Source organism: Acinetobacter sp. YH01022 (assembly GCF_013420235.1).
In the GTDB taxonomy this organism is placed as follows: domain Bacteria; phylum Pseudomonadota; class Gammaproteobacteria; order Pseudomonadales; family Moraxellaceae; genus Acinetobacter.
In genome coordinates this window covers 49,295-75,312 of record NZ_VOYP01000013.1, presented here as the reverse complement: position 1 = coordinate 75,312, position 26,018 = coordinate 49,295, and the positions used below count along the sequence as shown (strand labels likewise).

Here is a 26,018-nt window from a genome sequence, read left to right as displayed (position 1 = left end):
TCTGATGAATACCACTTGAGACAGCGGAAAAAAATTGAAACGTTAATTGGCTTATTGAAAGAAAAATACCATTTAGTAAGCAGTAAACATCGGACTATTTCCGGTTTTCTAGCAGGCATATTTTCATCTTTATGTGCTTATCAACTCTGTCAGAAGAATAAGCCAAAAATTCATGTCGTTAGAAATTTAGCTTATCCGTAACTAGGGTTATTTAATCTACATTTGCATGATTGAGCCTACTTGAATGTGGGCTTTTTTATGTCTATTCATCACGAATTTTTTCTAACAAACAACAATAAAATATATGATGCGAAACAATAAAATACAGGCCACTACTTCAAGAAAAATATCAATATCCTGATGATAAGGCAGTATTTTCGCCCAAAATACATGTAACCAGTGAATCTTCTACAATCCGACACTCACTATCACAAAGAGCCAGATAAAGCAGGCGAGCAGATTCAGCAGTACATATTTTCCCAAAGGATAAGCTTTGATTCCGATAAAAATCGACAGAAGGTTTCGGAGACCCACACGAATTGCATCAATAAAATGTTCAGCACGGGATGATTGTCGATGACACTGCTGACCTGAGCAATTTTTTGTGCCAGATCATTGTTTATTGCAAAGACCAGTCTAATTTTTTTAAGCTTTTATATTTCATCAGCAGAATAGAGTGATTTCTTGGCAGATATCATCTCATCAATATGTGTTTTTAGGCTTTTATAGGCAAGGTATTATTTATATATGTCTTAATCCTTTACAATAAACTGTTTTTAAAAGACTTTTCTATCCAAAAAATAAATCTAAAAATATTAGAAATAAACCTCCTTCCTTGTGAGTTTTAGCTTACAACACGTGTCTCAAATTTTAATGGTATGGATAGGTTTTTATAGCACCCGGTAAAGCTTCTATTTTTGTAAAATTTATACAATACGATGACCAAAACATATAAAAAGATTCATTCGTATACTTTATAAAAATAAATATTAGCTGCATAAAGAACAAAAAACCAACAACAAAAATAATTTAAGGAGCAAGGTATGTCTACCCAGTTCAATTTTGTCTCTGTCCAGAAAAAATCAAACATCCATTTTGATGGCTGTTCTATCAGTCATGTGATTGAGTTAACAGATGGAAGAAAAAAAACCTTAGGTGTGATTCTGCCCACAGAACGTCCTCTGGTTTTTGAAACTGTGGTCGCTGAACGCATAGAAATTGTTTCAGGGAAGTGTTTAGTTCAAATTGGCAACAATACAGAGAGCCAAACCTATCATGCTGGTGAATCTTTTTATGTGCCTAAAAAAACCCAATTTAAAATTATCACAGATGATATTGTCGATTACGTTTGCCATCTGGAAGACCGTTAGGTTTGGTAACACCCTTATTACACATTAATTAGTCGACAATAAAAAAGCCCGACATCCTGTCGGGCTTTTTCGTATGGGTTCGCTCGGTATAACTCCTGTCGTACCTGACTGTCCTTGTGCTTGTTTGTTATTATTCTTTTGCAGAACTTCCTGTTCTTGTTAAACTCAGCATATGAAATTTCCAATATTTCAAATAGAAGCTATAACCTTAAATTCATGTGAGCAAATGCTTACAAAACGAAGTAAAAATCACCCGATACTTATTAACAAAAATTCCAGATCATCTTTTTCCAGGAACAATTTGGAACAGTAAATAAAGAAAATTTCATGCTCAATCAACTTATAATCACATATATTTCTCGTCCCAAACCATCCTTGAAATATTTAAAAAACCAATAAAAAAAACAGATTTCGAGAAAAATTATTATTTGATGATGCCATTAAAACTTCATTTTATTCTGCTATCTTTTGAGCAGAACAATGGATGACAATTACCCTATTTTATTAATTAAATTTTCAGCCGCTATGGTTGGGGTCAGGAGTATCGAATGAACAGGATCCATAAAATTTCTATCTTTGCAGCAAGTTCAGCTGTTGCTGTCCTGGCTTATGCTGTAAGCACACCATCGAATAAAGCTGCTACAACAGCAGTAAAACAAGATCAAGTACTGACCAACCAACAAGTTTCCACACCCAGCACAACGACAGCAAACTCTTCACCGACCGTATTAGCACCCACATTGACCAGCACGACAACAGCTTCACCCATCAAGAACCAGTATATTGTAGTGCTCCAGGCGGGTTCAGATCTCCCTGCACAAGCTGCTGCAGCAATAGCAAAACAGCATGGGGGGCAAGTTTTATTTACGTATAACCGGGCGATTCGTGGTTTTGCCGTACGTATTCCAGAACAGGCTACGTCAGCTTTCCTTACGGCTATGCAGAAAAATCCGCAAGTCAGTTATGTAGAAGAAGATACTCTGATGCAGACTAATACAATCACGCAAAGCAATCCTGTATGGGGTCTGGATCGTATTGACCAGCACAATTTGCCACTAAGCAAATCATTTAACTATAACAAAACCGGTTCTGGGGTGAATGCCTATATTGTCGATACCGGTATTTTAGCCTCACATCAGGAATTTAACGGTCGTGTACCAACCGGTTATTCTGCAATTGCCGATAACAATGGCACCAATGACTGTAACGGCCATGGTACACATGTGGCTGGCACTGTAGGTGGCAGTACTTATGGAATCGCAAAAAATGTGGGCTTGGTACCTGTACGGGTACTCGATTGTGCAGGCTCAGGTGCTATGAGCGGTGTGATTGCCGGACTGGACTGGATTATTCAAAATGGTCGAAAATCCGCAGTGGTGAATATGTCTCTCGGTGGCAGTGCCTATAGTACCCTCGATACTGCTATAGATAACCTGTTTAATAACGGCTATGTACCAGTGGTTGCTGCAGGCAATTCAAATACCGATGCATGTACCAGCTCTCCTGCTCGCGCGGGCAAAGCCATTACCGTTGCTGCCACAGATTCAACCGATACCCGTGCCAGCTACTCGAACTATGGCAGTTGTGTCGATCTTTTCGCTCCAGGCAGTCAGATTACCTCTGCTTGGATTGGTAGCAATAGCTCGGCAGCAACTGCCAGCGGAACCTCAATGGCTTCGCCACATGTTGCAGGCGTAGTCGCGACAATGCTAGAAAATAACAGTACTGCAACACCGCAAAGTATTACTGATCAACTGCTCAACCAAAGTACTATAAATCTGATTCAAAATCCGATGAGTAGCCCAAACCGATTGCTCTATAACTTGATAGACACACAGACCATCACCCCAGTACCAAGTATTATTGCGCATATCAGCAAACTCAATGCAACAACCCTACGTTATCGCAACGGTACATGGCGTGCCAATGTGACCATTTCTGTGGTCGATAGCAATAACCTTGCCGTGCCGAATGCAACAGTAACTGGCAGTTTCTCTGTAGGTGGCAGCAATCTTAACTGTACGACAAACAGCTTGGGGCAATGCCAAATCAATAGCGGCACCATCAAAAGTGCAACGCAGACTACCTTTAACGTCAACAATATTAGTGGAAGCAACCTGACCTATGCAGCCAGCAGTAATTTGGTCAGCTCCATTACTATTTACCGTTAAATAATCCTTGAAATAAAAAACGCAACTTTATAGGTTGCGTTTTTTATAGAATGATTGGCACTTCCCCATAGATCTCAATTACCACTAAATAGCATTTAGATTGTAATACTGTTGGTGGTTTTTTGAGGATTAATCACATGCTGCTACTCAATTTTTATTACCTAGTGGAGCAAATTAAGTCATCAAGCTATCTTATTTTTGCTTAGGCTATTTTTAATCAACTAAATTTTCTGATACATAAGGGAATTAATTTTAATTTGTCCAATTGACCACTGGAAATTGATGATTTTCATGCTGGAAATCGCTACTTTGCCAAATATCCAGCATCGGTATTTTAACATCTAGAGCCAACGGCAACTTTTTAGGATTAAACTGCATGTGCTGTAAATCCTGTCCCCAGGCAATTAAATCCATATCCAATGAAATTTGATGTGAAGGCCGTACCCGACCAGAATCCGCTTCCATTCTTTTTAATAATGCAATGATATCATCCACCGACATTACAGCTTTTAACAAACACGCCGCATTCCAGTAATCCGCCCCCACCGCATCACGACACGGAATCACATAAATTTGAGAGAATTGAACCTCTCCCAAACCAGAGATTTGTTTCATAGCGTTTTGAAAATGCTGTTGGGGATGACAATTACTCGCCAGAGCTAAGGCGAATATCGTTTCGGTGGCGTTCAAGACGAATTCCTACAGAATTTGCTTGCGCGATAATGGCAGGCTTACGGATGGTAATCATAATCGATTCTACTGTGGGAAAGGTAGTAAAAAGCGCATTTAGCACAAGTTTTGCTGCATGTTCAATCAATTCAGGCTTGGCTTCCTGAATGACTTTGGCAGAAATCTCGCAAATTTCAGCGTAATTTAGCGTATGTTCCAGCTGATCCGAATTGGAAGCCTGTTCCAGACTGGTCTGGATGGTCATATCCAGCATTAAAGGCTGCATGATTTGACGTTCCCAATTGAAACATCCCACCACTGTTTCAACCTTTAAACCTTCAATGATAATTGCGTCCATTTGATCACTCGAGAATATGATATTTATAAATAATCTCCCTAAATCCCTCTTTAGAAAAGAGGGACTTTCATCACTTATATTTTTTAGCAATGAAGCACTCCTCCCTTTATCAAAGGGAGGCCGGGAGGGATTAAATTAATGTTTTAATAATACATTTGGGTCAAGAGTTTGCACCATTTGCAATCTCTGGTCTGCATAGATATCTGCATATGGTGCAAGAATGCGCATAAAACGATCGAAATACAGCATTTGCTTAAACAGCAAGGCAAAGTCGCGCGGGAAGCGAATGCCATGACGCTCGCCCACTCCCACCATATCCATCATGATGTCGTTTAAATCAGCAGGATTGGAAGTGAGTAACTCTTGAGGATCAGCCAAAAGGACACCACTGAACAGACGTTCTAAGTCAGCCGCCAAAACTTGAGTATCAATTTTCTTGTCCGTCATGCCCATTTTCAGCATGTTTTCAGCCATTAAGGTGTAATCGGTTTTTTGCAGCGCATCCATGAAGGCGATACAAGCTGTCCAGACTTCAGGTTTTAGCTGGCCCACAATACCAAAATCGATAAAGCCGACCCGGCCATCTTCAAGCAGCATCAGGTTTCCGGCATGCAGGTCTGCATGGAAGCTGTTACACATCATCAAGCTGCCAAACCAGGTATTCATGGCGGTAATGAGCACCTGAGATGGGTCTTTAGCCACTTTTTTTACTACATCAAAATCGGTCAATGGCACGCCATATAAGCGCTGCATGGTCAGTACACGGCGGGTTGAGTATTGATGATAAACTTTTGGTGCAGTAGCTTTCTGGTTTTGCGTTATATTCAGATAATTAACGAAATCATCCAGGTTTTGCGCTTCTTCAATAAAGTCGACTTCGCGTACCATCCGAGTTTTAATTTCCTCGACAATATCGGCAAGTGATGCAAATTTCACTTTCGGTACGGCTTTTTCCAAAATCTTGGTGGCCCAGTGCAAGACATTCAAGTCGGTATACAGAATGGTTTCCACACCCGGTTTTTGCACTTTAATAACAACATCTTCACCAGTCACGAGTTTGGCTGCGTGAACCTGTGCAATAGAAGCCGAGGCTAAAGGCTTTTCATCAATGGAAGCAAAAATTTCATCTAAATTTCGACCTGCAAACTCAGAGGCCAATACGCCTTGTACATAACTAAAAGGCAATGATGGGGTCTGATCTAAACAGCCCTGAAATTCTTCCACATATTCACGTGGAAACAAGGAAGGTGTGCTGGCAATAAACTGTCCAAGCTTGATATAGGTTGAACCTAAGGATTCAAAAGTTTCACGCATCAGCTTGGCGTTACTTGGTTTTTCTGTGGCGTATTTAAAGCCTGCTTTTGCTGCAATGACAGCCGTTTCCCCGACACGGGCAACTGAACGCAGGCCATCTAACCAGATATTGTTTTTCATAATGTCAGCTTAGAATTAAATTATAGCGAGTGTAGCAAAAAAATATGGTCTTGCAGGTCTATCTTGCCTGACAGATTGGACAATCTGTATCTTTTTCGAAAGCCAGTAGACGTTGTTTCATGCTTAATCCATCCCAGAGCATCAGTTTTTGCTTCAGTGGTGTTTTGCCCAACCCCAAGTAGAGTAAAGCATGATGCGCCTGCAAACTCGCCATAACATTCGGAGTCGTAGCTAATACGCCTGAATCTGCACAGCGCAGGTTTTCATTGGCATGCTGTTCTTTGGGAAATAGACATTCATAACAGGCCGATTCGTCTTCTACCATAAACAGCTGTCCCTGAAAACCAATCGCTGAAGCACTGATTAAAGGTACATTGAATTGCTTGCAACTTTGGTTGACGAGATAACGTGTAGTGAAATTATCACAGCCATCTAAAACCAGATCTTGAGTTGAAATTAATGCTTCTGCATTGCTCTCGTCCAGTTTTACTGTTTGAGATTCAACACGGATATGCGGATTAATCTGCTTTAAACGCTTGGCCAGTATTTCAGCTTTATAGAAACCGATATTGTCTTCCACATAGGCTATTTGCCGTTGCAGATTACTCATTTCAATAGTGTCAGCATCAATTAAGGTGATTTTTCCTACACCTGCCCGAGCAAGAAGTTCAGCTGTAGTACAGCCAATTCCACCACAACCGACAATCAGGACATTGGCAAGTTTCAGTTTTTCCTGGGCTTCAATGTCCCAACCATCCAGCAGAATTTGCCGGCTGTAAAGATGCATTTCTTCATCGCTTAACTCTAGGTCCATGTCGAGTGCTTGGGTCACTTGCTTATCCTGTCTATTACTTGCGTTTGCTTAAACCAGACAGCCATTATAGTTCAAAATGAATTTTGCATAGGACTAAAAAAAGCACCCTTTCGGGTGCAAGAGCATGAAACTTAAAAAAACGAAAAAGGTTTAACTGACTTTCTGAATTCCTTGCATGTTGGCAATTTCCTGCTGCTTGAGTAAATTGCGTTGAATTTTACCACTCGTGGTTTTAGGTAAACCTTCGACAAATTCGATTTCTTTAGGATAGGCATGTTTAGACAAACGTGAACGCACATATTCCTGAAGTTTATGGCTTAACGCATCCGAAGCCGCAAATTGCGGTTTAAGCACGACAAAAGCTTTCACCACCTCGGTACGTTCCGGGTCTGGCTTGCCAATAACTGCAGATTCCAAAACCTCAGCACATTCCAGTAAAGTGCTTTCCACATCGAAAGGACCCACACGATAGCCTGACGTTGTAATGACATCGTCAGCACGTCCGATGAAATCTACCCCACCCAGTTCATTTAATTTCACCGTATCACCAGTTAAATAATAATGCCCAACGAATGATTTACGGTTATTGCCGCCATAACCTTTAAACCAGGTTAAAGGTGATTGCGAAAAATCAATAGCCAAGGTACCAATACCGCCTTTTTCCACTTCTTCGTGGTTTTGATTCAAGACCACAAAACGATGACCCGGGTTAGCAAAACCTGCAGAACCGACTTTCTTTTCATGTTCTAAAGCATGATGATTGGCAATCACCATCCCCAGTTCAGTTTGGCCATATTGATCATAAATATTCACATTCAAATCATGATTAAACCAGTGAATCACTTCTGGGGTTAATGGCTCACCGGCACTACTGACGGCACGTAAATGTTCTTTAATCGATGGATCAAATTTTTCCTTGAATCCAAAAAACATCCGAAATGCCGTTGGTGAACCAGTCAAGTTACTGACTTTATGCTTTTTAATGATCTGCACGGCGTTATCTACACTAAAGGCACGTTCATCCATAATAATGCTATGCCCCAAGCTTAAAGGTCCGGTAATACCATAATACAAACCATAAGCCCAACCCGGATCGGCCAGATTCCAGAAAGAGTCTTCTTCACGCAAATCCACCGCGTGGATCATATAGCCTTTAAATGCCAGCAGTGCTTTTAAAGGAACCTGCACCGATTTTGCCAAACCCGTGGTTCCTGAGGTAAACATCATCAGGAAATCATCTGCAAAAGTCTGCATTACTGGTTCAAAAGATTCTGACTGTTGCGCCAGTTCTGCCCAGAAATCGGCATCTGCATGACTTGAAGCATCTTGTGGATGGACTGTTAAAATATGCGGTACAGTGACACCGTTCAGTTTTGAGCGTTGTTCTGCATTGGTGACAATCAATTGGGTTTTGGCAGTATTAATCCGATGCTCAATGGCTTTGGATTCAAAAGCTGTAAACAATGGCTGGTAAATTGCACCCATACGCCAGGTGGCTAAAATGCTAATCAGCAGTTCAGGCGTACGCGGCAATAAACCGGCAATGCAATCACCTGCTTTTAAGCCTATGGATGCAAAATAATTTGCCAATTTTCCAGAGGCTTCTGCCAGTTGTTCAAATGTCCACTCTGCGGACTCGCCGTTTTTGCCTTCCCAGATTAAGGCCGTTTTGTTTAAACCGAGATAACGCTCGCAACATTCAACATAGGCATTGACTGACTCAGCCGTACCGACCAGTTGCTGTGCAAGAAAATCATCAAAATTAAACTCTTGATATGCTTGTTGTAGTGTCTTCATGACGACAACCTCTCATCCGTTATTTTATAAACAAAGCTTCTGCTTTGCTGATCCATTTTGCTTATTGTTCTGACTCTAAAAATGCCAAAGCTGATTCAGCATTTTTAAGTTTTTTACTTCACAGTTGACTTAGATAACCATGATTCCCCAGCTCCTGCAATTTCCTTATCCATCAGAAAATGTGCAGGATTTGAACACCGACTAAAGTCTAGAATTTAGCCATTTGAAGCTTTAGCCGGTTTAGATTTTAGTCACCTCACGTGCAATGACCAGGCGCTGAATATCCGAAGCCCCTTCATAAATCTGGCTAACCCGTACGTCGCGGTAAATCCGCTCTACCGGGAAATCCGAGACATAGCCATAACCGCCATGAATCTGAATGGCATCGGAACACACCCGCTCCGCCATGGTGGATGCAAACAGCTTGGCCATAGAAGCTTCTTTCAAACACGGTAAGCCGGCATCTTTTAAAGTTGCTGCATGGAAAATCAGTTGTCGTGCCGCTTCAATCTGCGTGGCCATATCTGCCAGACGGAATGCAACGGCCTGATGCTGTACAATTTCTACCCCAAATGCTTTGCGCTGATTGGCATAGTCCACAGCAGCATCGAGTGCAGCACGCGCCATGCCGACCGATTGTGCGGCAATCCCGATTCGTCCTGATTCTAGGTTAGATAGGGCAATTTTGTAACCTTCACCTTCTTTACCCAATAAATTTTCGGCAGGAATCCGGCAATTTTCAAAAATGATGGTGGCGGTATCTGAACAATGCTGTCCCATTTTTTCTTCCAGACGCGAAACAATATAGCCTTCTGTGTCTGTAGGAACTAGGAAACAGGAGATGCCTTTTTTCCCTGCGGCTTTATCGGTCACAGCAAAGACAATCGCCACTTGGGCATGTTTGCCTGTGGTAATGAACTGTTTGGTGCCATTCAATACCCATGCATCTCCATCACGTTCTGCCTTACATTCCAGTGCACCGGCATCGGAACCAGCTTGCGGTTCGGTAAGACAAAAACATCCGAGCCATTCACCTGTAGCCAGTTTGGTAAGATATTTCTGTTTCTGTGCTTCTGTACCGTAACGCTGGGTAATGCCACACGGCAAAGAGTTTTGCACACTGACAATGGTTGAAATCGCGCCATCACCTGCAGCAATTTCTTCCAAGGCAAGCACCAGCGAAACATAGTCCAAACCCGCACCGCCCCATTGTTCGGATACGGTCATGCCCAAAGCACCCAGCTCACCGAGTTCTTTCAGTTCTTGTGCGGGAAATTGCGCAGTTTTATCACGTTCTGCGGCAGTAGGTTTTAACTTGTTTTGCGAATAATCCCGCAACATGTCCTGAACCATCTTTTGTTCGTCATTTAAAATCATTGAGCTTCCCTCTCATGTTTCACATTCAGTTTTTAAAATTCTTTATTTATAAAAATTTAAGAAATATTTGATACACGACAATCCCATTCGCAACCTGAAATACATCTAAAAGATAATGTTTCCGAGAGACAGAGGACTGTAATTTTGATTAAACAGGTTTTGCGAATGGGGATGGTTTTGCCTACTTTTCCCGAAAGAAAAGTAGGTCGAACCGAAGGTTAAACAGAGTTTTATTACATATTGAAAAGACTCCGTCATGCCGCTGCAATTATCAATAATTACTTAGGCTGCATACGAATCGCACCATCTAAACGAATCACTTCACCATTCAAATAGGTATTTTCAAAAATATGTCCGACTAGATGTGCAAACTCTTCCGGCTTGGCCAAACGCGATGGAAACGGCACCATTTGACCCAAAGCCTCCTGCACATTCTGCGGCATGGCTTTCAGCATTGGTGTTTCCATAATGCCTGGTGCAATCGTCATCACCCGAATCGCCTCACGCGCCAGTTCACGTGCCAGAGGTAAAGTCATGGACACCACAGCACCTTTAGAAGCAGCATAAGCCACTTGCCCGAGTTGCCCTTCAAATGCAGCCACTGAAGCTGTATTGACAATCACCCCACGCTCTTCTTCACCTGGCTGCAACTGATATTTCGCCATCAAACTTGCCGCAAAACGGATCATGTTAAAAGTACCACTGACATTGATATTCAATACTTTCTGGAACAGACCCAGATCATGAATGCCATCACGACCCAACACTTTGGCAGACGGTGCAATCCCGGCACAGTTCACCAAACCATTTAACTGACCATACTGCTGTTCAATATTTTCAAAGAAAACTTTGACTGAATGCTCATCGGTCACATCCAGTTTGACAAAAACTGCATGCTCACCCAAGCGCTGCTGCATTTCCTGACCCAGCTCCTGGTTCATATCCACCATAATCACCTGAGCGCCCTGACCCACCAGATAAGTGGCTGTGGCTGCACCCAAACCCGATGCACCGCCTGTCACGACAAATACTTTTCCTTGAATTTTCATTTTTTGTTCCTGTTAATTATTTGAATAAACACTCGACTTAAGATGCAGAGTAAAGGCAGTTCAGCTAGAGTACAATTTCCAAACCTTGCATCTTTTATGATGGATTTGGACAATCCAGGTCACGGTAGTAAAAATACGGAATACGGACATCTGTACATGAATGAACAAGACTTAAATTACAGTAAAGGCACAATCTCGATCAGTCTGGTGCATGAAGCGCTTTTATCGGCGCAGCATCAGGGATTGAACACGCAAAATATCTTGCTCAAATCCGGTATTCCTGTTGAGTTGCTGCATTCCAGTAAGGCTCGCGTTTCAGTTTCACAATATGCCCAGCTCTGGACCGAACTGGCAGATGTCATGAATGACGAGTTTTTTGGGATGGACAGCCACCCAATGCGGCGCGGCAGTTTTAAACTGTTATCACAATCGGTCATGCATGCCGAAACCCTGGAAAAAGCCCTACAGCAAATTTTGCAGTTTTTAAATCTGGTACTGGATGATTTTATCAGTCAATTATCTGTGCAGGAAAACTATGCCTATATTGTGATTTATGAACAGAAACACACCAAAAGAATGTTCAGCTATGCCACCTATTTAATGCTGATTCATGCTTTGATGTGCTGGTTAAGCGGACAACGGGTCTTACTGAACCAGATTCAGCTCAAATGTGATGCACCACTGGATGATCAGGACTATAAAGTCCGTTTTTGTGAAAATATTCAATACAATAGCCATGAAAACTATATCCAGTTCGATGCCAATTATTTAAATATTCAGATCAAACAGGACAAACAGTCATGGCATCAGTTTATTAGACAGACACCGCATAACCTGCTGGTGCGCTTTAAAAATCCACATGCCATTAGTTCTCAAATCCGTAAACATTTAATGAATGTTCCACCTGCGGAATGGTTAGAACTGAATGAAATTGCCCAGCGCTTAAATATTTCGGATGCCACCATGCAAAGACGTTTAAAAAGCGAAGGGGTAAGCTATCAACAACTTAAAAATGATATCCGGCGTGATACCGCCATTGAATTTCTGACCAAAACAGAGAAAACTTTGCAACAAATTAGTGATGAACTCAGCTTTCACGATCCGAGTGCATTCCATCGTGCTTTCAAAAAATGGACCGGCGTCAGTCCCGGGGCTTATCGGCAAAATAAGGAGTAATAAATTCAATATAAGCCATAAGAATATAGCTGCTTTTCTAAAAATTTAATAATTCTTTGCTTTTCATTGACTTAAAAAATGATGCATTTTTCGTCGGAATTTATTTGCAAAAAGCGACAAAATAGATTACTTTTCAACCAATTTAAAGGCATATCTTTATGCCACCCCTGCTGTAATCTCCCTGTTAAATCACCTTATATTAAAGGTTCTGACATGCTTAAAATGATTGATGTACTAGAGCAAAGCTTGGTGCAAAATTTTACTCATTCTCTCAATTCTCACACCAGTCAATTTGATGAGTTATTCAATCAAGGTATTTTAAATACTGCTGATTCTGCACTTCAAAATGTGGTGGTCAATTTCTTCAATCGTGCAGATGCCATTGAATCCGCTCAGGCACTGGATATCAGTGCTGATCGTATTCAAGCTTTACAAACTGGCGTAGCTTTAAAAGATGAGCAATATCTTGCAGATACAGCAAAAATTGTGGCGCTTTGTTTAGCCCTTGAAACCGATGCACTTGCACACTTAGACATATCTGATGGTTTACAAGATTTTCTAATATAAATCTAAAACCCATTAAAAAAAGCGACTCCAGTGAGTCGCTTTTTTTAAATCAATTTAATTTGTTTGATTTTATATCACGCCCCAATAATAGATCTGACCACGTATTCTTTCTACTTACCTCTCTTATGCTACACCAGACAGATCTGAATTACTCATCACATCCTGTTGGCAGGTTGCATTACCATTTAAAAACATAGTTTTGACTATTTACTTTAAATTTTTGTTTTCAGCAATCGCCAAACGCAACCATTAATGTAATTACATAGTAATTACATTAAAATTACAAAATCTCATTTTTCTTAATTGTTTCATATTTTACTTTTATTCATACTGATGTAACTTTTTGATATAAAGTGCAAAATATTTAAACATACAAAATAAATTCATTAAAATTCATAAACTTATTTCACAAAATTCAATATATCCAGAATTAAGATAATTTTATAAAAATTACTCTTTTGTCTTATCCCTTGAGTTACTGGCAGTATTTGCCGCATCTCATTCAAATCATTCTATCGGGACTTATATGCAAAATTCTGGTTTCAAAACGAAAATACTCACAGCGATCACATTCGGCTTGGTCAGTCAATATAGCATGGCAGCCCTACCTGATACGCTAAAGCTGGATTATGCCTATTATGCTCCGACCAGTTTGGTGGTGAAGGAACAAAAACTTTTGGAAAAAGCTTTACCTAAAACCCAGATTAAATGGGTGTTTAGTCAAGGGAGTAACCGTTCACTCGAATATTTAAATAGTGGCAGTGTAGATTTTTCCTCAACCGCCGGTTTGGCAGCCGTACTCAGCCGTGCCAATGGCAGTCCGATTAAAACCGTCTACATCCAGAGTCAGCCTGAATGGACGGCCTTATTGGTTGCAAAAAATTCTCCCATTAAAAACCTAAAAGATTTAAAAGGAAAAAAAATTGCCGCCACCAAAGGTACAGACCCTTTCCTGTTTACCTTACAGGCACTGGAAACAGCAGGCTTAAATAAAAAGGATGTTCAGCTTGTACATTTGCAACATCCAGATGGTAAAACGGCGCTTGAACGTGGCCAAGTCGATGCCTGGGCAGGTTTAGATCCACTAATGGCTTCTGCACAAGTCCAGTCAGGTGCAAAACTGCTGTATCGAAATGTCGGTTTTAATAGTTACAGCGTATTAAGTACCAGGGAGCAATTTGCGAGCCAAAGCCCGGAAGCCATCGAAGCGGTGATTAAAGCTTATGAACAGGCACGTAAATGGGCCAAAGCCAATCCAGCCAAACTGGCCGAATTGCTGGCACGGGAATCGAAATTGCCTATTGCTGTGGCCAAACTGCAACTCAGCCGTACCAATTTTGAGCAAAACATCCCAACTGTAAAACATCTCAATGCATTGAAAAAATCAGGAACCATTTTGACCGAAGAGGATTTAGTTCGTAAAGGCACTAATGTCAATCAGGTGATTGATCAACTGTTTGATGCAAAATATGCAAACAAGGTTGTAAATAGATAATGAGTTCGTCTGTAACAACGAATAAGGCACCGATTCAACCTAAAGTGGATAGCATCCCAGCGCCTGGCTTGCTTAAATTATTAAGCAAGCTGAAGGGGCTGGTCATCCCTGTTCTTGCGTTGATCCTGTGTGAAATTTTGGTTAGAAACGGTTTTATAGCACCCTACCTGCTCCCCGCACCCAGCAGTTTATGGCAATCGTTATTAGAACTGTCTACAGGTGATTTGTGGCTACATATCTGGACCAGTACCTGGCGGGTATTTCTAGGTTTCTTTATTGGCAGTGGACTTGCGCTGGTTTTCGCCATCTTGGTCGGTTTAAACAAGCAAGCTGAAGAATTTTTAGAACCTTCTTTTTCAGCGATTAAGTCGATTCCAAGTCTGGCCTGGATTCCCCTGTTACTGCTGTGGTTAGGCATCGATGAAGCATCCAAAATTACCCTGATTGCCATCGGCGCATTTTTCCCGACCTATACCAATACCGTTGCAGCGATTCAGGGCGTAGACCGCAAGCTGATTGAAGTCGCGCAAGTCTACCGTCTGAAATACCTGCAACAGATCAAGGAGATTGTACTTCCGGCAGCATCCCCGGGTATTTTAACCGGTTTACGCAACAGCCTGAGCTTGTCCTGGATGTTTATGATTGCTGCTGAACTGATCGCGGCCACTCAAGGGATTGGTTATTTGCTCAGTGATGGACGGGAAACCTCTCGACCTGACATTGTCATTATTGCAATTATTTTATTGGCTATTTTAGGCAAAATGACGGATAGCTTAATGAAAATTGCTGAAAAATGGCTGTTACGCTGGCGGGATGTAGTCAAAAAATAAAGCGCATGATGCGCTTTATTTTTTATCTTTTTTAAGATTAATGTGGCCATTGCCCCAAAGTGACACGGTCATTACCACCATAGTCTTTTACCGTACGCACTTGCTTATAACCGGCTTGAGTAAAGATATGCCGTACCGCCTCACCCTGATCATAACCATGTTCCAGCACCACCCAACCATTGACGGTTAAATGCTTTTTGCCCTGCTGGATAATCTGCTCCAAATCTGCCAGACCATGTTTGTCTGCTACCAAAGCCCGCTCCGGTTCAGTCGCCAAATCCTGCATATGGATATCATCTGCATCGATATACGGCGGATTGGAAACAATGACATCAAAGAATTCACGGCCCAGAGGTTTAAACCAGGAACCACAAACAAAACGCACATGCCCAAGATCATGCTTTTCAGCATTAAACTGAGCAACTTCTAGAGTCGGTGCATAGATATCGGTTGCCGTAATAGACCAATCCGGACGTTCACTAGCAAGAGATAAGGCAATGGCTCCAGTTCCGGTGCCTAAATCGACAATTCGGGTATCTTCAGGCAAATCGAGTTTCAGTACCGTTTCGACCAGTACTTCTGTATCTGGACGTGGCACCAAGGTGTCTTTGGTGACTTTTAAATCCAGTGTCCAGAATGGCTGTGACCCCGTGACATAAGCCAGAGGTTCACCTGCTGCAATACGTGCCAAGCCATTACGATATGCCTGTTCTTGCTCTGCTGTTAATTCCAGAGTTTTTTTCAATGGCAAATCAAAAGCATCAATTTTGGTAATGTGCTCAAGTAACCACGCATTTTCCTGGCGTTCATAGCTTTCTGCATCACCACGTAAGGCCAAAGCCTGTGCAATATTCATTAGCCACCATTCTGCTGTGCAAGAAGTGCCAGCTGGTCTGCCTGATATTCGCGATGCAAACTGTCAAGCAATTCGGTCAAGTCACCTTCCATCACGGCATCCAGCTTATATAAAGTCAGGTTGATACGGTGATCAGTCATACGACCTTGCGGATAGTTATAAGTACGGATACGTTCCGAACGGTCCCCGGAACCCACCAGGTCACGGCGCATTTCCGAAGTTGCCGCATCTGCCGCCGCACGTTTGGCATTTTCCAGACGTGAAACCAGAAGTGCCATGGCTTTGGCTTTGTTCTTATGCTGTGAACGTTCATCCTGACATTCAACCACCGTACCGGTTGGAATGTGAGTAATACGGACTGCCGAATCGGTTTTGTTAATATGCTGACCACCTGCACCCGATGCACGATAAGTATCAATACGCAAATCTGCCGGGTTAATCTCTACCGAAGTATCCACATCCACTTCAGGCAAAATTGCTACTGTGCATGCTGAAGTATGCACACGACCTTGAGATTCAGTTGCAGGAACACGTTGTACGCGGTGTGCACCACTTTCAAATTTTAAGCGACCGTAAACACCTTCACCATTAATCAGGCAGATGACTTCTTTATAACCGCCGTGTTCACCTTCATTTTCAGACAGGATTTCCAGACGCCAGCCCTGAGTTTCAGCATATTTGCTATACATACGGAATAAATCGCCCGAGAAGATGGCAGCTTCATCACCACCAGTTCCGGCACGAATTTCCAGATAAGCCGAGTTGGCATCATTTGGATCTTTCGGAATCATCAGAATATTTAAGTCTGCTTCCAGTTGTTCCAGCAGCGCCTTATTGTCTTTTATTTCTTCCTGAGCCATTTCCTTAAAGTCAGGATCGCTCAACATGGCTTCAGCAGTTTGTATATCTTCTTCTGCCTGACGGAATTTAGTCCAGACCTCGGTGATTTCGGATAGGTCACTATGTTCACGTGACAATTGACGGAAGCGTTTGTTATCTGAAATCACTTCAACGTCGGCAAGCAATGCGTTTAATTCTTCGTGACGGTCAGAAAGTTGATCTAATCGTAAACGTAACGATTCTTTCATTTTGCTCAATATCTCAATACAAAGGCTATCCCCATGCCTTAAAGGACATAGATCAGCGCAAAAAAATTGTGTCTAGTGTAACGATTCTAAGGGTTAAATGACATAGATATTGTGGGGACAAAACCACATGTAGAAAGGGATTTTTTTAAGATAAGAACTGTATTGATACCAGTTTTATTCATATTTGCCTTATAAACGTGCATTTTATGAGCACTTTTAAATATTGTTAATATAACTTTACAAAGCAGACACTAAACGCCACAACTCTAGTTGAACCTCTCCACATTGTTGGAAAAAATTTTTGTTACATTTGCCGACATCGAAATAACTTACCGACAACGTTCATTTTGGACATGGAGTTAACTATGAAACTGAATACATTATTACTCAGCGCAACAATGGCGGCTGCATCAATGTTTACTGTTACTGCTCATGCAGACAACTCCACTCGTATTGCGGCAACATCCGCATTAGGTAGCGTAGCAGGTACTGCAATTGGTAAACAGATGGGCGGCAATACCGGTGCAATGATTGGCTCTGCTATCGGTGGTGCTGGTGGTGCTGCAGTTTCTGCAGACCGACGTAATCGTACTGGTGCTGCTATCGGTGGTGGTCTAGGCGGTGTTGGTGGTTATGCCGTAGGTAAAAATGTCGGTGGTTCTACTGGTGGCTATATCGGCTCTGCAATAGGTGCAGCAGGTGGTTCGGTACTGGGTAAAAAAGTTTCAGAAGACCGTCGTGCGGATCAACGCAAATACAAGAAACATTCTAAAAGATATTATCGTAGCCATCGTTAATAGATGATGCTAGGACAGAACTAAAAAGCACCTGAAGGTGCTTTTTAGATTTTTTATCATAATGATCCGTTATTAATTATGGATAAATCTGAAAGATAAAAATACAAATGATAAACAACTCACCCATTATCATTTCTACATCTTTTATTACATTTAACTCAAGAAATAACAAAAGCTTCCAAAAGGAGTTTGCCATGAAATTTAATTCCATCATTCTTGCTGCTGTAGTGACTTCATCTGCTTTAACCATGACTACAGCCAATGCAGGCAATACAACAAATACAGCCTTAACTTCTGCTCTGGGCGGTGTTGTAGGTGCCGCCGTGGGTAAACAGATGGGTGGTACCACAGGCGCAATGATTGGTTCAGCGATTGGTGCTGGAGCCGGTGCCGGTGTTTCTTCCAACAAACGTGACCGTACTGGTGCCGTGATCGGTAGTGCTCTGGGCGGTGCTGGTGGCTATACCGTAGGTAAAAATATGGGTGGTACTAATGGCGGTTATATCGGTGCCGGATTAGGTGCTGCAGGTGGTTCGGTACTGGGTAAAAAAGTTTCAGAAGACCGTCGCTACGATGACCGTGATGAACGTCGCTATGATCGTGATGAGCGTCGTTATGATGACCGCTATGATCGCCGTTATAACAGTTATCGTTACAGTGACCGCCACGACAATGGTCGTCATTTAGGTTGGTACAAAAACGGTAAACGTTAATTCATCGCAATATCAAATTACATTAAAGCACCTTCGGGTGCTTTTTTATGCTTGCTACAAGCCAAATCACAGGCATCGCCAATATATCGAAAAAAAACGATATACAAGTTCCAGTAGGCAGCGTATGCTTTTCTTAGCCCTGATATTAGAGAAAACCAATGCGTTCTTTAAGAGATACCCAATTTTCAATTCTGGACCTAGTTCCTGTTCGTGAAAATAAAAGCATTCAATCTTCATTACATCATGCACTTGCTTTGGCTCAACATGCCGAAAAATTAGGTTATAAACGCTTATGGCTCGCTGAGCATCACAATATGTCCGGCATCGCCAGTTCAGCAACTGCTGTTCTCTTAGGCTATTTATTGGCAAATACTCGAACTTTAAAAGTCGGCTCAGGCGGCATCATGCTACCGAACCATGCCCCTTTAATAGTTGCAGAGCAATTTGGTACTTTGGCAACACTCTATCCAAACCGTATTGAACTTGGTCTTGGTCGTGCACCGGGTACGGATCAAAATACAATGCGTGCACTGCGTCGTGGCCGTCAGGAAACTGAAGATCAATTCCCACAAGATGTACTGGAAATTCTGCAATACTTTAAAGATCCACTACCACAGCAACGTATTGTGGCAACTCCAGGTCAAAGTACCCATGTTCCCGTCTGGTTACTCGGTTCAAGTTTGTTTAGCGCACAACTAGCCGCAAAGTTGGGTCTACCCTATTCATTTGCCTCCCATTTTGCACCGCGAATGCTCGATCAGGCGATCAAGCTATATAGAGAGAACTTTGAACCCTCTGAATACCTGGATCAGCCTTATGTTTCAATGGGTGTTCCAACGGTAATCGCTCAGACAGATGAAGAAGCGCAATATTTAGCAACATCACCCTATCAGCGTATTATTTCAATGTTCCGCAACCAACGCGGCAAGTTGAAACCACCAATCAAAAATATTGATGAAATCTGGTCACCTGCAGAAAAAATGTCGGTTGACAGTTTCTATGCCATGGCACAAATTGGCTCACCTGAAACGGTTAAAGCTGGTTTAGAAAAGCTGTTAGAGAAATATAATGTCGATGAATTTATCTTTACCTGTGATATCTATGACACAAATAAACGTCTTGAAAACTTTGAATTATTGATGAATATCAAAAACGCTTAATTCTTTTAAAATCGTAAATAGCACCTGGTTGAGGTGCTATTTTTTTTATCACAACTGCTCATTCAGTTGATCATCTGATCTATTTTTAGCAATAAGACTGGACAACATTTACGAACTTGTGTGTTCGAGGCATCGCTCTATAAAGAATAATCCATTTTAAGGATACAACCCGACAAGAAATCAAATTAAATTATAAATATCAAATATTTAAATAAATTATTTCAACAAATAAGCACACTAGATGATTAACAAAAATGCTCATCTCACTTTAAGTACTTAAGCAAATTACATTGTCCGGATTTTTCATATACTTGTCATTAAACCATGATTTTAGAGGTGTACATAATGGCTTCAACAGACCTAAAAAAATGGTTTCATATTCCTGCCGATGCCATGATGGCGATGACTGACAAGATTCCAGAAAAATCTTTACCCAAAGTTCCATCTTGGATATACCTATGAAGTACAAAACAAAATGCAACAAAAGTAAAAATAAAAAAGGATATAAAAATGGTCAACAAGAAAAAGAATCCGTTGGATGGGTTCTTTCAAAATGCACCCGATTTTTTCCAGAAATTCCAGGGGAAAATCGTCGCTTCTGAAGATATTAACAACTTCGATTTCACTAATTTAAATGTGGCTATTGTTGGGGGCAACCAGATGACAGTTATGCATCTGGAACACATCTGCAATACCGCAAAATTTGTACAAGTATTTCAAATTACACCACTTTTTATCTTACCTCAAACTGAAAAAGGCATTCACAAACTACTTTCGCATCCTTTGATTATCAAGAATCGTCGTTTATTTAATACCCGCATCAAATCATTACTGGCTATTCGCTATCTGGATTCCCAAGTTCAAGATACCTGGTTAAAACGCCAGCTAATGCCCAATTCGGCATCTGGAAACAAGGTTTTTCTCAAATCGGATCATTATTACACTGCACTGCAACAGGATAACTGTAAGCTGATTACCTGGCCTGTGGTAAAAATTACTGAAAATGCAGTACAAAGCATGGAAGGTGTTGAACATTTAGTAGATGTCATTATTACTACCTATTGATGTTTCAACATAAAAAGAGACATATCAGCCACTCTTATGCATTTTATTTTACTATGCCAATATATTGATAATAATGTTTAGCCTTTTGATAACGCAAATAATTAGAAGTTAATTCACCTGATGGCTTAATGACTAAAATATCGATGTTTTTAAGATTTTTGGAAACACGAATATAGTGCCGATTCATATCAAAAGGCTGGATATTTTCTGGATAATAATGACAATCATAACTGACATCAATATGGTTCAGTACTTTCGTTCCGATTTTAAATACCTCGACAGCTTGATATTTCGAATTTCTAATTTGCGCTGCCTGAATAGCATAGGTCCCTACACAACTGCTGCCAATATAGGTACTTGAAATAAAATAAGTGGGTGCTTTATTCAGCTCAGTTTGCTGAATGGATCGTATAAATCCTCCATCATTCACCGCCTGAGTAACAACTTTATTGCCCTGTTTAAATTGCACATAAGATTCGAATTCCCGCATCGTACCGCCAGCTGAAATATCAAATGTATAAAATTTCAGCTTTTGATCAGGGCTATAATGTATAGAAATCATGTTTTTGCTGGCTAGATTTTTAAAATTATAGTGGAAACTTTGTGGATGACTCTGAATAAAATCGACTACTTTTACAGCCACCTCCTGATTAACACCCTCACTCTCATAAATGTCTGCTAAACGCCTTTGATCATATTGTTTGATCATTTGGGTTTCAAAATCAGCCACAGATTGTGCAAAAACATGCGCATTTATCAGACTAAACCAAGCAAAACCAAGAGTTATTTTATTTATTTTTAATACTTTATTCATATAATTACGCTCTATATTTTCGATTATAGAAATGGAGTTAAATCTGAATTTAACTCCATTTTTAAATTAGCCAATACGACGTTTTAAACCTGTCATCTGTAAAACACGGGTTGAAATTTCCTCAATCGACATTTCAGAAACATTCAGATATTTAATGCCTTCTGAAATATAAATGCCTTCTACGGCACGCAGTTCCATTTGGCATTGATTAAAACTTGCATAACGGCTATTGGCTTTACGTTCGCTACGAATCGCTACAAGTCGTTCAGCATCAATCATTAAGCCAAATAGCTTATGCTTGTGTGCCTTTAACACCGCAGGTAAACGGTTGTCATCCAGGTCTTCTTCAGTCAGCGGATAGTTCGCCACACGAATTCCAAACTGTAATGAAAGATAAATTGAAGTCGGTGTTTTACCGGAACGGGAAACCCCAATCAGGATCAGATCAGCCTTGTCATAATGACGTGTGCGTGCGCCATCATCGTTATCTAGGGCAAAATGCACTGCATCAATACGTGCTTTATATGACTCAGAATCGGTTACAGCATGGGTTTGTCCGACTAAAGTTGTAGGTGCAGTACCTAAAACCTCAGACAATTTACCAATAAGACCTTCAAAAACATCAAGATTTACTGCGTTTGCGGTATTGATAATATCACGCACATACGGGTCTACCAAGGTATCAAACACCAAAGGTTGTTGCCCATCTTGATCGGCACGCTGGTTGATTTCAGCTACCACATTCATCGCAGCTTCTTCTGAAGAAATATAAGGAATAATATGAATGTCAAAATCTACATGAGGAAACTGTGCTAACAGTGAGTGTCCCAGGGTTTCAGCAGTAATTGCAGTCCCATCGGAGATAAAAAACACACTGCGCTTAATCTGTTTACCTTCTGACATTAAAATTCTCCTTAAATATTTGTCTAAGTGCTGTAAAATCTTTATAGTAAACCGATCTTACATGAGTGTCGCCGAGTAAATCAAAAAGCTGGGCGATTTGTTATAATTTCATGCCAAGATAGTGATTAATACTGCATAAGTGGAGTAACAACTTTGGAAGCGCGCGTAATTGGTCTAGAAAAATTAGGGAAACACGACGTTGAACTCGTTGGTGGGAAAAACTCATCACTGGGTGAAATGATCAGCCATTTGTCTAATGCTGGTGTATCAGTACCGGGTGGTTTTGCAACCACAGCTGCTGCGTATCGTGAATTTCTCGAGCAAAGTGGCCTAAACGCTAAAATCAACGCCGAGCTTGCAGCGCTTAATGTTGATGACGTAAAAGCTCTAGCAGAAACTGGCGCAAAAATCCGTCAATGGATTGTCGAAACTCCGCTTACAGCAGAACTTGAAAAGGAAATTCGCGAATCTTTTGCTGCTCTTTCAAACGGCAACCCTGACATCGCGGTTGCCGTTCGTTCATCTGCAACAGCAGAAGACTTGCCAGATGCATCATTTGCAGGACAACAAGAAACCTTCCTGAACATCCGTGGCATCGACAACGTTCTTGTAGCCATTAAGGAAGTATTTGCTTCACTTTATAACGATCGCGCAATTTCTTACCGTGTACACCAAAACTTTGCTCACGACATCGTAGCGTTGTCGGCTGGCGTGCAACGTATGGTCCGCTCTGAAACTGGTGCTGCTGGTGTAATGTTCACACTGGATACAGAATCTGGTTTCCGTGATGCAGTATTTATTACCGCTTCTTATGGCTTGGGTGAAATGGTCGTTCAAGGTGCAGTTAACCCTGACGAATTCTATATTTCTAAACCACTTCTTAAAAATGGCAAGCATTCTATCCTGCGTCGCAACCTGGGCTCTAAACACCAAAAAATGATTTATGGTGAAGAAGGTGCAGCAGGTAAATCAGTCGTTGTCGTCGACGTTGAAAAACAAGAGCGTCAACAATTTGCCTTAAATGATCATGAGCTGCAAGAACTTGCAAAACAAGCCTTGATCATTGAAGAACATTACGGTGCCCCAATGGACATCGAATGGGCCAAAGATGGTGATGACGGTCAGCTTTATATCGTTCAGGCACGTCCAGAAACCGTAAAAAGCCGTGAAAATGTCGGCACAATGGAACGCTACCTGCTTAAACAAAAAGGTACTGTGGTTTGTGAAGGCCGTTCAATTGGTCAACGTATCGGTTCTGGTAAAGTCCGCATCGTCACTTCGATTAAAGAGATGGATAAAGTACAAGACGGTGACGTACTCGTATCTGACATGACTGACCCGGATTGGGAACCAGTGATGAAACGTGCTGCTGCTATTGTCACCAACCGTGGTGGCCGTACTTGTCACGCTGCCATCATTGCACGTGAACTTGGTGTTCCAGCGATTGTAGGTTGTGGTAATGCAACTGAAGTTCTGACCGATGGTCAAGAAGTAACTGTTTCTTGTGCCGAAGGTGATACAGGCTTTATCTATGAAGGTGCTTTAGATTTCGAAGTTCAGCGTAACTCTATCGAATCTATGCCTGCGCTTCCATTTAAAGTCATGATGAACGTGGGTAACCCTGACCGTGCATTTGACTTTGCTCAAATTCCAAACGCAGGTATTGGTCTGGCACGTCTTGAATTCATCATTAACCGGATGATTGGTGTGCATCCTAAAGCATTGCTCAACATTGACAGCCTTCCACGCGAAACTCGCGCTGCTGTAATGGCACGTACTGCAGGTTACGCTTCTCCTATCGAATTCTATGTAGAAAAATTGGTTGAAGGTATTTCTACCCTTGCTGCTGCATTCGCTGACAAACCAGTGATCGTGCGTATGTCTGACTTTAAGTCAAACGAATATGCAAACTTGATCGGTGGTAAGCTATACGAACCAGAAGAAGAAAACCCAATGCTTGGTTTCCGTGGTGCAAGCCGCTACGTTTCTGACAACTTCCGTGACTGTTTCGAACTTGAATGCCGTGCGTTGAAAAAAGTTCGTGACGAAATGGGCTTAACCAATGTACAGATCATGATTCCATTCGTACGTACCGTTGCTGAAGCAAAACGTGTGATTGAATTGTTGGCATTGAACGGTCTTAAACGTGGTGAAAATGGTCTTAAAGTGATCATGATGTGCGAATTGCCAACGAATGCATTGTTGGCTGAACAATTCCTTGAACACTTCGATGGTTTCTCTATTGGTTCTAACGACTTGACTCAGTTAACTCTTGGTCTAGACCGTGACTCTGGTATTGTTTCTCACTTGTTTGATGAACGCGACCCAGCGGTTAAAGCCCTTCTTTCTATGGCTATCCATGCATGTCGTAAAGCAGGAAAATATGTAGGTATTTGTGGTCAAGGTCCTTCTGATCACCCTGACCTGGCTAAATGGTTGATGGAACAAGGTATTGAGTCTGTTTCTTTAAACCCGGACTCAGTTTTAGACACTTGGTTCTTCCTTGCAGAAGAAAAAGCTCAACAAGCCTAATAAAACATGTTAAAAAAGACCCACATTTGGGTCTTTTTTTTCATCTATAATTTAAGGGTTTGCTATACAAACCTAATTTACGTTTTGAGATTTAATATTTATGCAAATTTACTTGGCTCGTAATAATCAACAAGCTGGTCCATACACCTTAGAGCAGTTGAACCAAATGCTCGCTAGCCAACAAGTGCTGCTAACAGATTTGGCATGGCATCAAGGTATGACCGAATGGAAGGCTTTAGGTGAATTAACCCAAGGTAAACTTGTATATACACCTGAAGGCTATATCGCACCTGCAGCTTTTCCAGAACCCAGCCCTGTACAGAATTCAGCTATTCGTAAAGTTCAGGTGGAAAAAAAAGCAACTGCTCGACAGGAGTTGGCTGCAATTCCAACCCGTATTTTGGCAAAAATCATTGACTTGCTACTCTGGCTACCGGCAGCTGCAATTCCGTCATTTTTCCTAAAACCAGAGCAATTTAACCAGTTATCCGAGATTCAGCAAAAAATGCAATCGGCCGAGACTTCCACTCAAGCCATGCAATTGCAACAGGAATTATTTACCCTTATACCTTCTGAAGCCTGGCAGACCATGTTTATTTACCTCATTATTATGCTAGGTATACAGGCATTTATGTTGGCAAAATCCGGACAAAGCATCGGTAAAAAACTGACCAAAATTAAAATTGTAGATGCCGACAATGGTGAAAAAGTCAGCCTGATGCGTGCTTTCACTTTACGTAGCTTTATTTTTATCTTTTTAAATTTGCTATTTATGCCATTTATTACAATTATTGATCATGTTTTTGCACTGGGTGAAAAGCGCCAGACCTTACATGATAAGTTAGCCAAAACCAAAGTGGTTAAACAATAAGCATATAATTAGACAGGGATTGTTTTTATATCCCTGTTTTTCCGCAGAATATTGATATTAAAATAAAATTCATATAATAAAAGCTTAATTCCGAGTAAAAAAATCAGTTTTT

Annotated in this window: 23 protein-coding genes and 1 pseudogene; 13 read left to right on the top strand and 11 right to left on the bottom strand. The window is 41.3% G+C overall.

The features are described from left to right. The 3 genes and pseudogenes from FTT87_RS06740 to FTT87_RS06730 form a co-directional block, all read left to right on the top strand. Positions 1-201 (top strand): annotated as a pseudogene (locus tag FTT87_RS06740) (IS982 family transposase); the annotation flags it as partial. Positions 202-1,043: 842 nt separating this feature from the next. After that, positions 1,044-1,370: a pyrimidine/purine nucleoside phosphorylase gene (locus tag FTT87_RS06735; RefSeq protein WP_086197291.1), complete on the top strand. Its 327-nt coding sequence runs from the start codon at positions 1,044-1,046 to the stop codon at positions 1,368-1,370. 548 nt (positions 1,371-1,918) lie between these two features. Continuing rightward, positions 1,919-3,541, top strand: coding sequence for a S8 family peptidase (locus tag FTT87_RS06730; RefSeq protein WP_180174575.1), 1,623 nt, complete (start codon positions 1,919-1,921; stop codon positions 3,539-3,541). 252 nt (positions 3,542-3,793) lie between these two features. Here FTT87_RS06730 and FTT87_RS06725 read toward each other — a convergent pair whose 3' ends face one another. The 7 genes from FTT87_RS06725 to FTT87_RS06695 form a co-directional block, all read right to left on the bottom strand. Continuing rightward, entirely contained in the window at positions 3,794-4,231 is a 438-nt protein-coding gene (locus tag FTT87_RS06725) for a 2-amino-4-hydroxy-6-hydroxymethyldihydropteridine diphosphokinase (protein WP_180044266.1), read from the bottom strand. Further along, the gene (gene folB, locus FTT87_RS06720; RefSeq protein ID WP_180044268.1) at positions 4,188-4,568 is read right to left on the bottom strand and encodes a dihydroneopterin aldolase; all 381 of its coding nucleotides are present in this window, start codon (positions 4,566-4,568) and stop codon (positions 4,188-4,190) included. Before folB ends, FTT87_RS06725 begins: the two co-directional genes overlap by 44 nt. 135 nt (positions 4,569-4,703) lie before the next feature. After that, complete coding sequence (locus FTT87_RS06715) at positions 4,704-6,002, bottom strand: AarF/ABC1/UbiB kinase family protein (protein ID WP_180044270.1); 1,299 nt, start codon at positions 6,000-6,002, stop codon at positions 4,704-4,706. Positions 6,003-6,060: 58 nt separating this feature from the next. Next, a complete protein-coding gene (locus FTT87_RS06710) occupies positions 6,061-6,816 on the bottom strand; it encodes a HesA/MoeB/ThiF family protein (protein ID WP_218948958.1) in 756 nt (251 codons plus the stop codon). A gap of 150 nt (positions 6,817-6,966) precedes the next feature. Next, positions 6,967-8,613: an AMP-binding protein gene (locus tag FTT87_RS06705; RefSeq protein WP_180044274.1), complete on the bottom strand. Its 1,647-nt coding sequence runs from the start codon at positions 8,611-8,613 to the stop codon at positions 6,967-6,969. Between the two features lie 240 nt (positions 8,614-8,853). Beyond that, positions 8,854-9,990, bottom strand: coding sequence for an acyl-CoA dehydrogenase family protein (locus FTT87_RS06700; RefSeq protein WP_180044276.1), 1,137 nt, complete (start codon positions 9,988-9,990; stop codon positions 8,854-8,856). 278 nt (positions 9,991-10,268) lie between these two features. Further along, complete coding sequence (locus FTT87_RS06695; RefSeq protein ID WP_180044278.1) at positions 10,269-11,039, bottom strand: 3-hydroxyacyl-CoA dehydrogenase; 771 nt, start codon at positions 11,037-11,039, stop codon at positions 10,269-10,271. 156 nt (positions 11,040-11,195) lie between these two features. Here FTT87_RS06695 and FTT87_RS06690 point away from each other — a divergent pair, with 156 nt between their 5' ends. The 4 genes from FTT87_RS06690 to FTT87_RS06675 all read left to right on the top strand — a co-directional run bounded on the left by FTT87_RS06690 (position 11,196) and on the right by FTT87_RS06675 (position 15,107). Beyond that, positions 11,196-12,215, top strand: a complete 1,020-nt coding sequence (locus FTT87_RS06690) for an AraC family transcriptional regulator (protein WP_086197284.1) — start codon at positions 11,196-11,198, stop codon at positions 12,213-12,215. Positions 12,216-12,428: 213 nt separating this feature from the next. Beyond that, positions 12,429-12,782 (top strand): hypothetical protein, encoded by a 354-nt coding sequence (locus FTT87_RS06685; protein ID WP_180044280.1) that lies wholly within the window; start codon positions 12,429-12,431, stop codon positions 12,780-12,782. Positions 12,783-13,308: 526 nt separating this feature from the next. Then, on the top strand, positions 13,309-14,277 hold the full coding sequence (locus FTT87_RS06680) for an aliphatic sulfonate ABC transporter substrate-binding protein (RefSeq protein ID WP_180044282.1): 969 nt from the start codon (positions 13,309-13,311) through the stop codon (positions 14,275-14,277). Further along, positions 14,277-15,107: an ABC transporter permease gene (locus FTT87_RS06675; RefSeq protein ID WP_180044284.1), complete on the top strand. Its 831-nt coding sequence runs from the start codon at positions 14,277-14,279 to the stop codon at positions 15,105-15,107. Before FTT87_RS06680 ends, FTT87_RS06675 begins: the two co-directional genes overlap by 1 nt. Before the next feature lie 37 nt (positions 15,108-15,144). Here the strand turns inward: FTT87_RS06675 and prmC are convergent, their stop codons facing one another. Further along, positions 15,145-15,963 (bottom strand): peptide chain release factor N(5)-glutamine methyltransferase, encoded by an 819-nt coding sequence (gene prmC, locus FTT87_RS06670; protein WP_180044286.1) that lies wholly within the window; start codon positions 15,961-15,963, stop codon positions 15,145-15,147. Next, complete coding sequence (prfA, locus tag FTT87_RS06665; RefSeq protein WP_180044288.1) at positions 15,963-17,051, bottom strand: peptide chain release factor 1; 1,089 nt, start codon at positions 17,049-17,051, stop codon at positions 15,963-15,965. The genes prmC and prfA overlap by 1 nt, the downstream gene beginning before the upstream one ends. Positions 17,052-17,416: 365 nt before the next feature. Between prfA and FTT87_RS06660 the strand changes: the two genes are divergently transcribed. The 4 genes from FTT87_RS06660 to FTT87_RS06640 all read left to right on the top strand — a co-directional run bounded on the left by FTT87_RS06660 (position 17,417) and on the right by FTT87_RS06640 (position 20,786). Beyond that, on the top strand, positions 17,417-17,848 hold the full coding sequence (locus FTT87_RS06660; RefSeq protein ID WP_180044290.1) for a glycine zipper domain-containing protein: 432 nt from the start codon (positions 17,417-17,419) through the stop codon (positions 17,846-17,848). A gap of 194 nt (positions 17,849-18,042) precedes the next feature. Beyond that, positions 18,043-18,561: a glycine zipper domain-containing protein gene (locus tag FTT87_RS06655; RefSeq protein WP_180042990.1), complete on the top strand. Its 519-nt coding sequence runs from the start codon at positions 18,043-18,045 to the stop codon at positions 18,559-18,561. 158 nt (positions 18,562-18,719) lie between these two features. After that, entirely contained in the window at positions 18,720-19,721 is a 1,002-nt protein-coding gene (locus tag FTT87_RS06650; protein WP_180042989.1) for an LLM class flavin-dependent oxidoreductase, read from the top strand. Positions 19,722-20,231: 510 nt separating this feature from the next. Further along, on the top strand, positions 20,232-20,786 hold the full coding sequence (locus FTT87_RS06640; RefSeq protein ID WP_180174574.1) for a flavoprotein: 555 nt from the start codon (positions 20,232-20,234) through the stop codon (positions 20,784-20,786). A gap of 43 nt (positions 20,787-20,829) precedes the next feature. Here the strand turns inward: FTT87_RS06640 and FTT87_RS06635 are convergent, their stop codons facing one another. Continuing rightward, complete coding sequence (locus tag FTT87_RS06635; RefSeq protein WP_180174573.1) at positions 20,830-21,600, bottom strand: hypothetical protein; 771 nt, start codon at positions 21,598-21,600, stop codon at positions 20,830-20,832. A 66-nt stretch (positions 21,601-21,666) separates the two neighbouring features. Continuing rightward, complete coding sequence (locus FTT87_RS06630; protein ID WP_086197275.1) at positions 21,667-22,503, bottom strand: pyruvate, water dikinase regulatory protein; 837 nt, start codon at positions 22,501-22,503, stop codon at positions 21,667-21,669. Positions 22,504-22,656: 153 nt separating this feature from the next. Between FTT87_RS06630 and ppsA the strand changes: the two genes are divergently transcribed. Continuing rightward, positions 22,657-25,035 carry a phosphoenolpyruvate synthase gene (ppsA, locus tag FTT87_RS06625; RefSeq protein WP_180174572.1) on the top strand — a complete coding sequence of 793 codons (2,379 nt, stop codon included), beginning with the start codon at positions 22,657-22,659 and terminating at the stop codon, positions 25,033-25,035. 100 nt (positions 25,036-25,135) lie between these two features. Continuing rightward, positions 25,136-25,906, top strand: coding sequence for an RDD family protein (locus tag FTT87_RS06620; protein WP_180174571.1), 771 nt, complete (start codon positions 25,136-25,138; stop codon positions 25,904-25,906). Positions 25,907-26,018: the final 112 nt, after the last annotated feature.

Coding starts and splice junctions, on each gene's coding strand:
- FTT87_RS06735 (WP_086197291.1), top strand. CDS start 1,044: ATGTCTACCCAGTTCAATTTTGTCTCTGTCCAGAAAAAATCAAACATC.
- FTT87_RS06730 (WP_180174575.1), top strand. CDS start 1,919: ATGAACAGGATCCATAAAATTTCTATCTTTGCAGCAAGTTCAGCTGTT.
- folB (WP_180044268.1), bottom strand. CDS start 4,568: ATGGACGCAATTATCATTGAAGGTTTAAAGGTTGAAACAGTGGTGGGA.
- FTT87_RS06715 (WP_180044270.1), bottom strand. CDS start 6,002: ATGAAAAACAATATCTGGTTAGATGGCCTGCGTTCAGTTGCCCGTGTC.
- FTT87_RS06710 (WP_218948958.1), bottom strand. CDS start 6,816: ATGGACCTAGAGTTAAGCGATGAAGAAATGCATCTTTACAGCCGGCAA.
- FTT87_RS06705 (WP_180044274.1), bottom strand. CDS start 8,613: ATGAAGACACTACAACAAGCATATCAAGAGTTTAATTTTGATGATTTT.
- FTT87_RS06700 (WP_180044276.1), bottom strand. CDS start 9,990: ATGATTTTAAATGACGAACAAAAGATGGTTCAGGACATGTTGCGGGAT.
- FTT87_RS06695 (WP_180044278.1), bottom strand. CDS start 11,039: ATGAAAATTCAAGGAAAAGTATTTGTCGTGACAGGCGGTGCATCGGGT.
- FTT87_RS06690 (WP_086197284.1), top strand. CDS start 11,196: ATGAATGAACAAGACTTAAATTACAGTAAAGGCACAATCTCGATCAGT.
- FTT87_RS06685 (WP_180044280.1), top strand. CDS start 12,429: ATGCTTAAAATGATTGATGTACTAGAGCAAAGCTTGGTGCAAAATTTT.
- FTT87_RS06680 (WP_180044282.1), top strand. CDS start 13,309: ATGCAAAATTCTGGTTTCAAAACGAAAATACTCACAGCGATCACATTC.
- FTT87_RS06675 (WP_180044284.1), top strand. CDS start 14,277: ATGAGTTCGTCTGTAACAACGAATAAGGCACCGATTCAACCTAAAGTG.
- prmC (WP_180044286.1), bottom strand. CDS start 15,963: ATGAATATTGCACAGGCTTTGGCCTTACGTGGTGATGCAGAAAGCTAT.
- prfA (WP_180044288.1), bottom strand. CDS start 17,051: ATGAAAGAATCGTTACGTTTACGATTAGATCAACTTTCTGACCGTCAC.
- FTT87_RS06660 (WP_180044290.1), top strand. CDS start 17,417: ATGAAACTGAATACATTATTACTCAGCGCAACAATGGCGGCTGCATCA.
- FTT87_RS06655 (WP_180042990.1), top strand. CDS start 18,043: ATGAAATTTAATTCCATCATTCTTGCTGCTGTAGTGACTTCATCTGCT.
- FTT87_RS06650 (WP_180042989.1), top strand. CDS start 18,720: ATGCGTTCTTTAAGAGATACCCAATTTTCAATTCTGGACCTAGTTCCT.
- FTT87_RS06640 (WP_180174574.1), top strand. CDS start 20,232: ATGGTCAACAAGAAAAAGAATCCGTTGGATGGGTTCTTTCAAAATGCA.
- FTT87_RS06635 (WP_180174573.1), bottom strand. CDS start 21,600: ATGAATAAAGTATTAAAAATAAATAAAATAACTCTTGGTTTTGCTTGG.
- FTT87_RS06630 (WP_086197275.1), bottom strand. CDS start 22,503: ATGTCAGAAGGTAAACAGATTAAGCGCAGTGTGTTTTTTATCTCCGAT.
- FTT87_RS06620 (WP_180174571.1), top strand. CDS start 25,136: ATGCAAATTTACTTGGCTCGTAATAATCAACAAGCTGGTCCATACACC.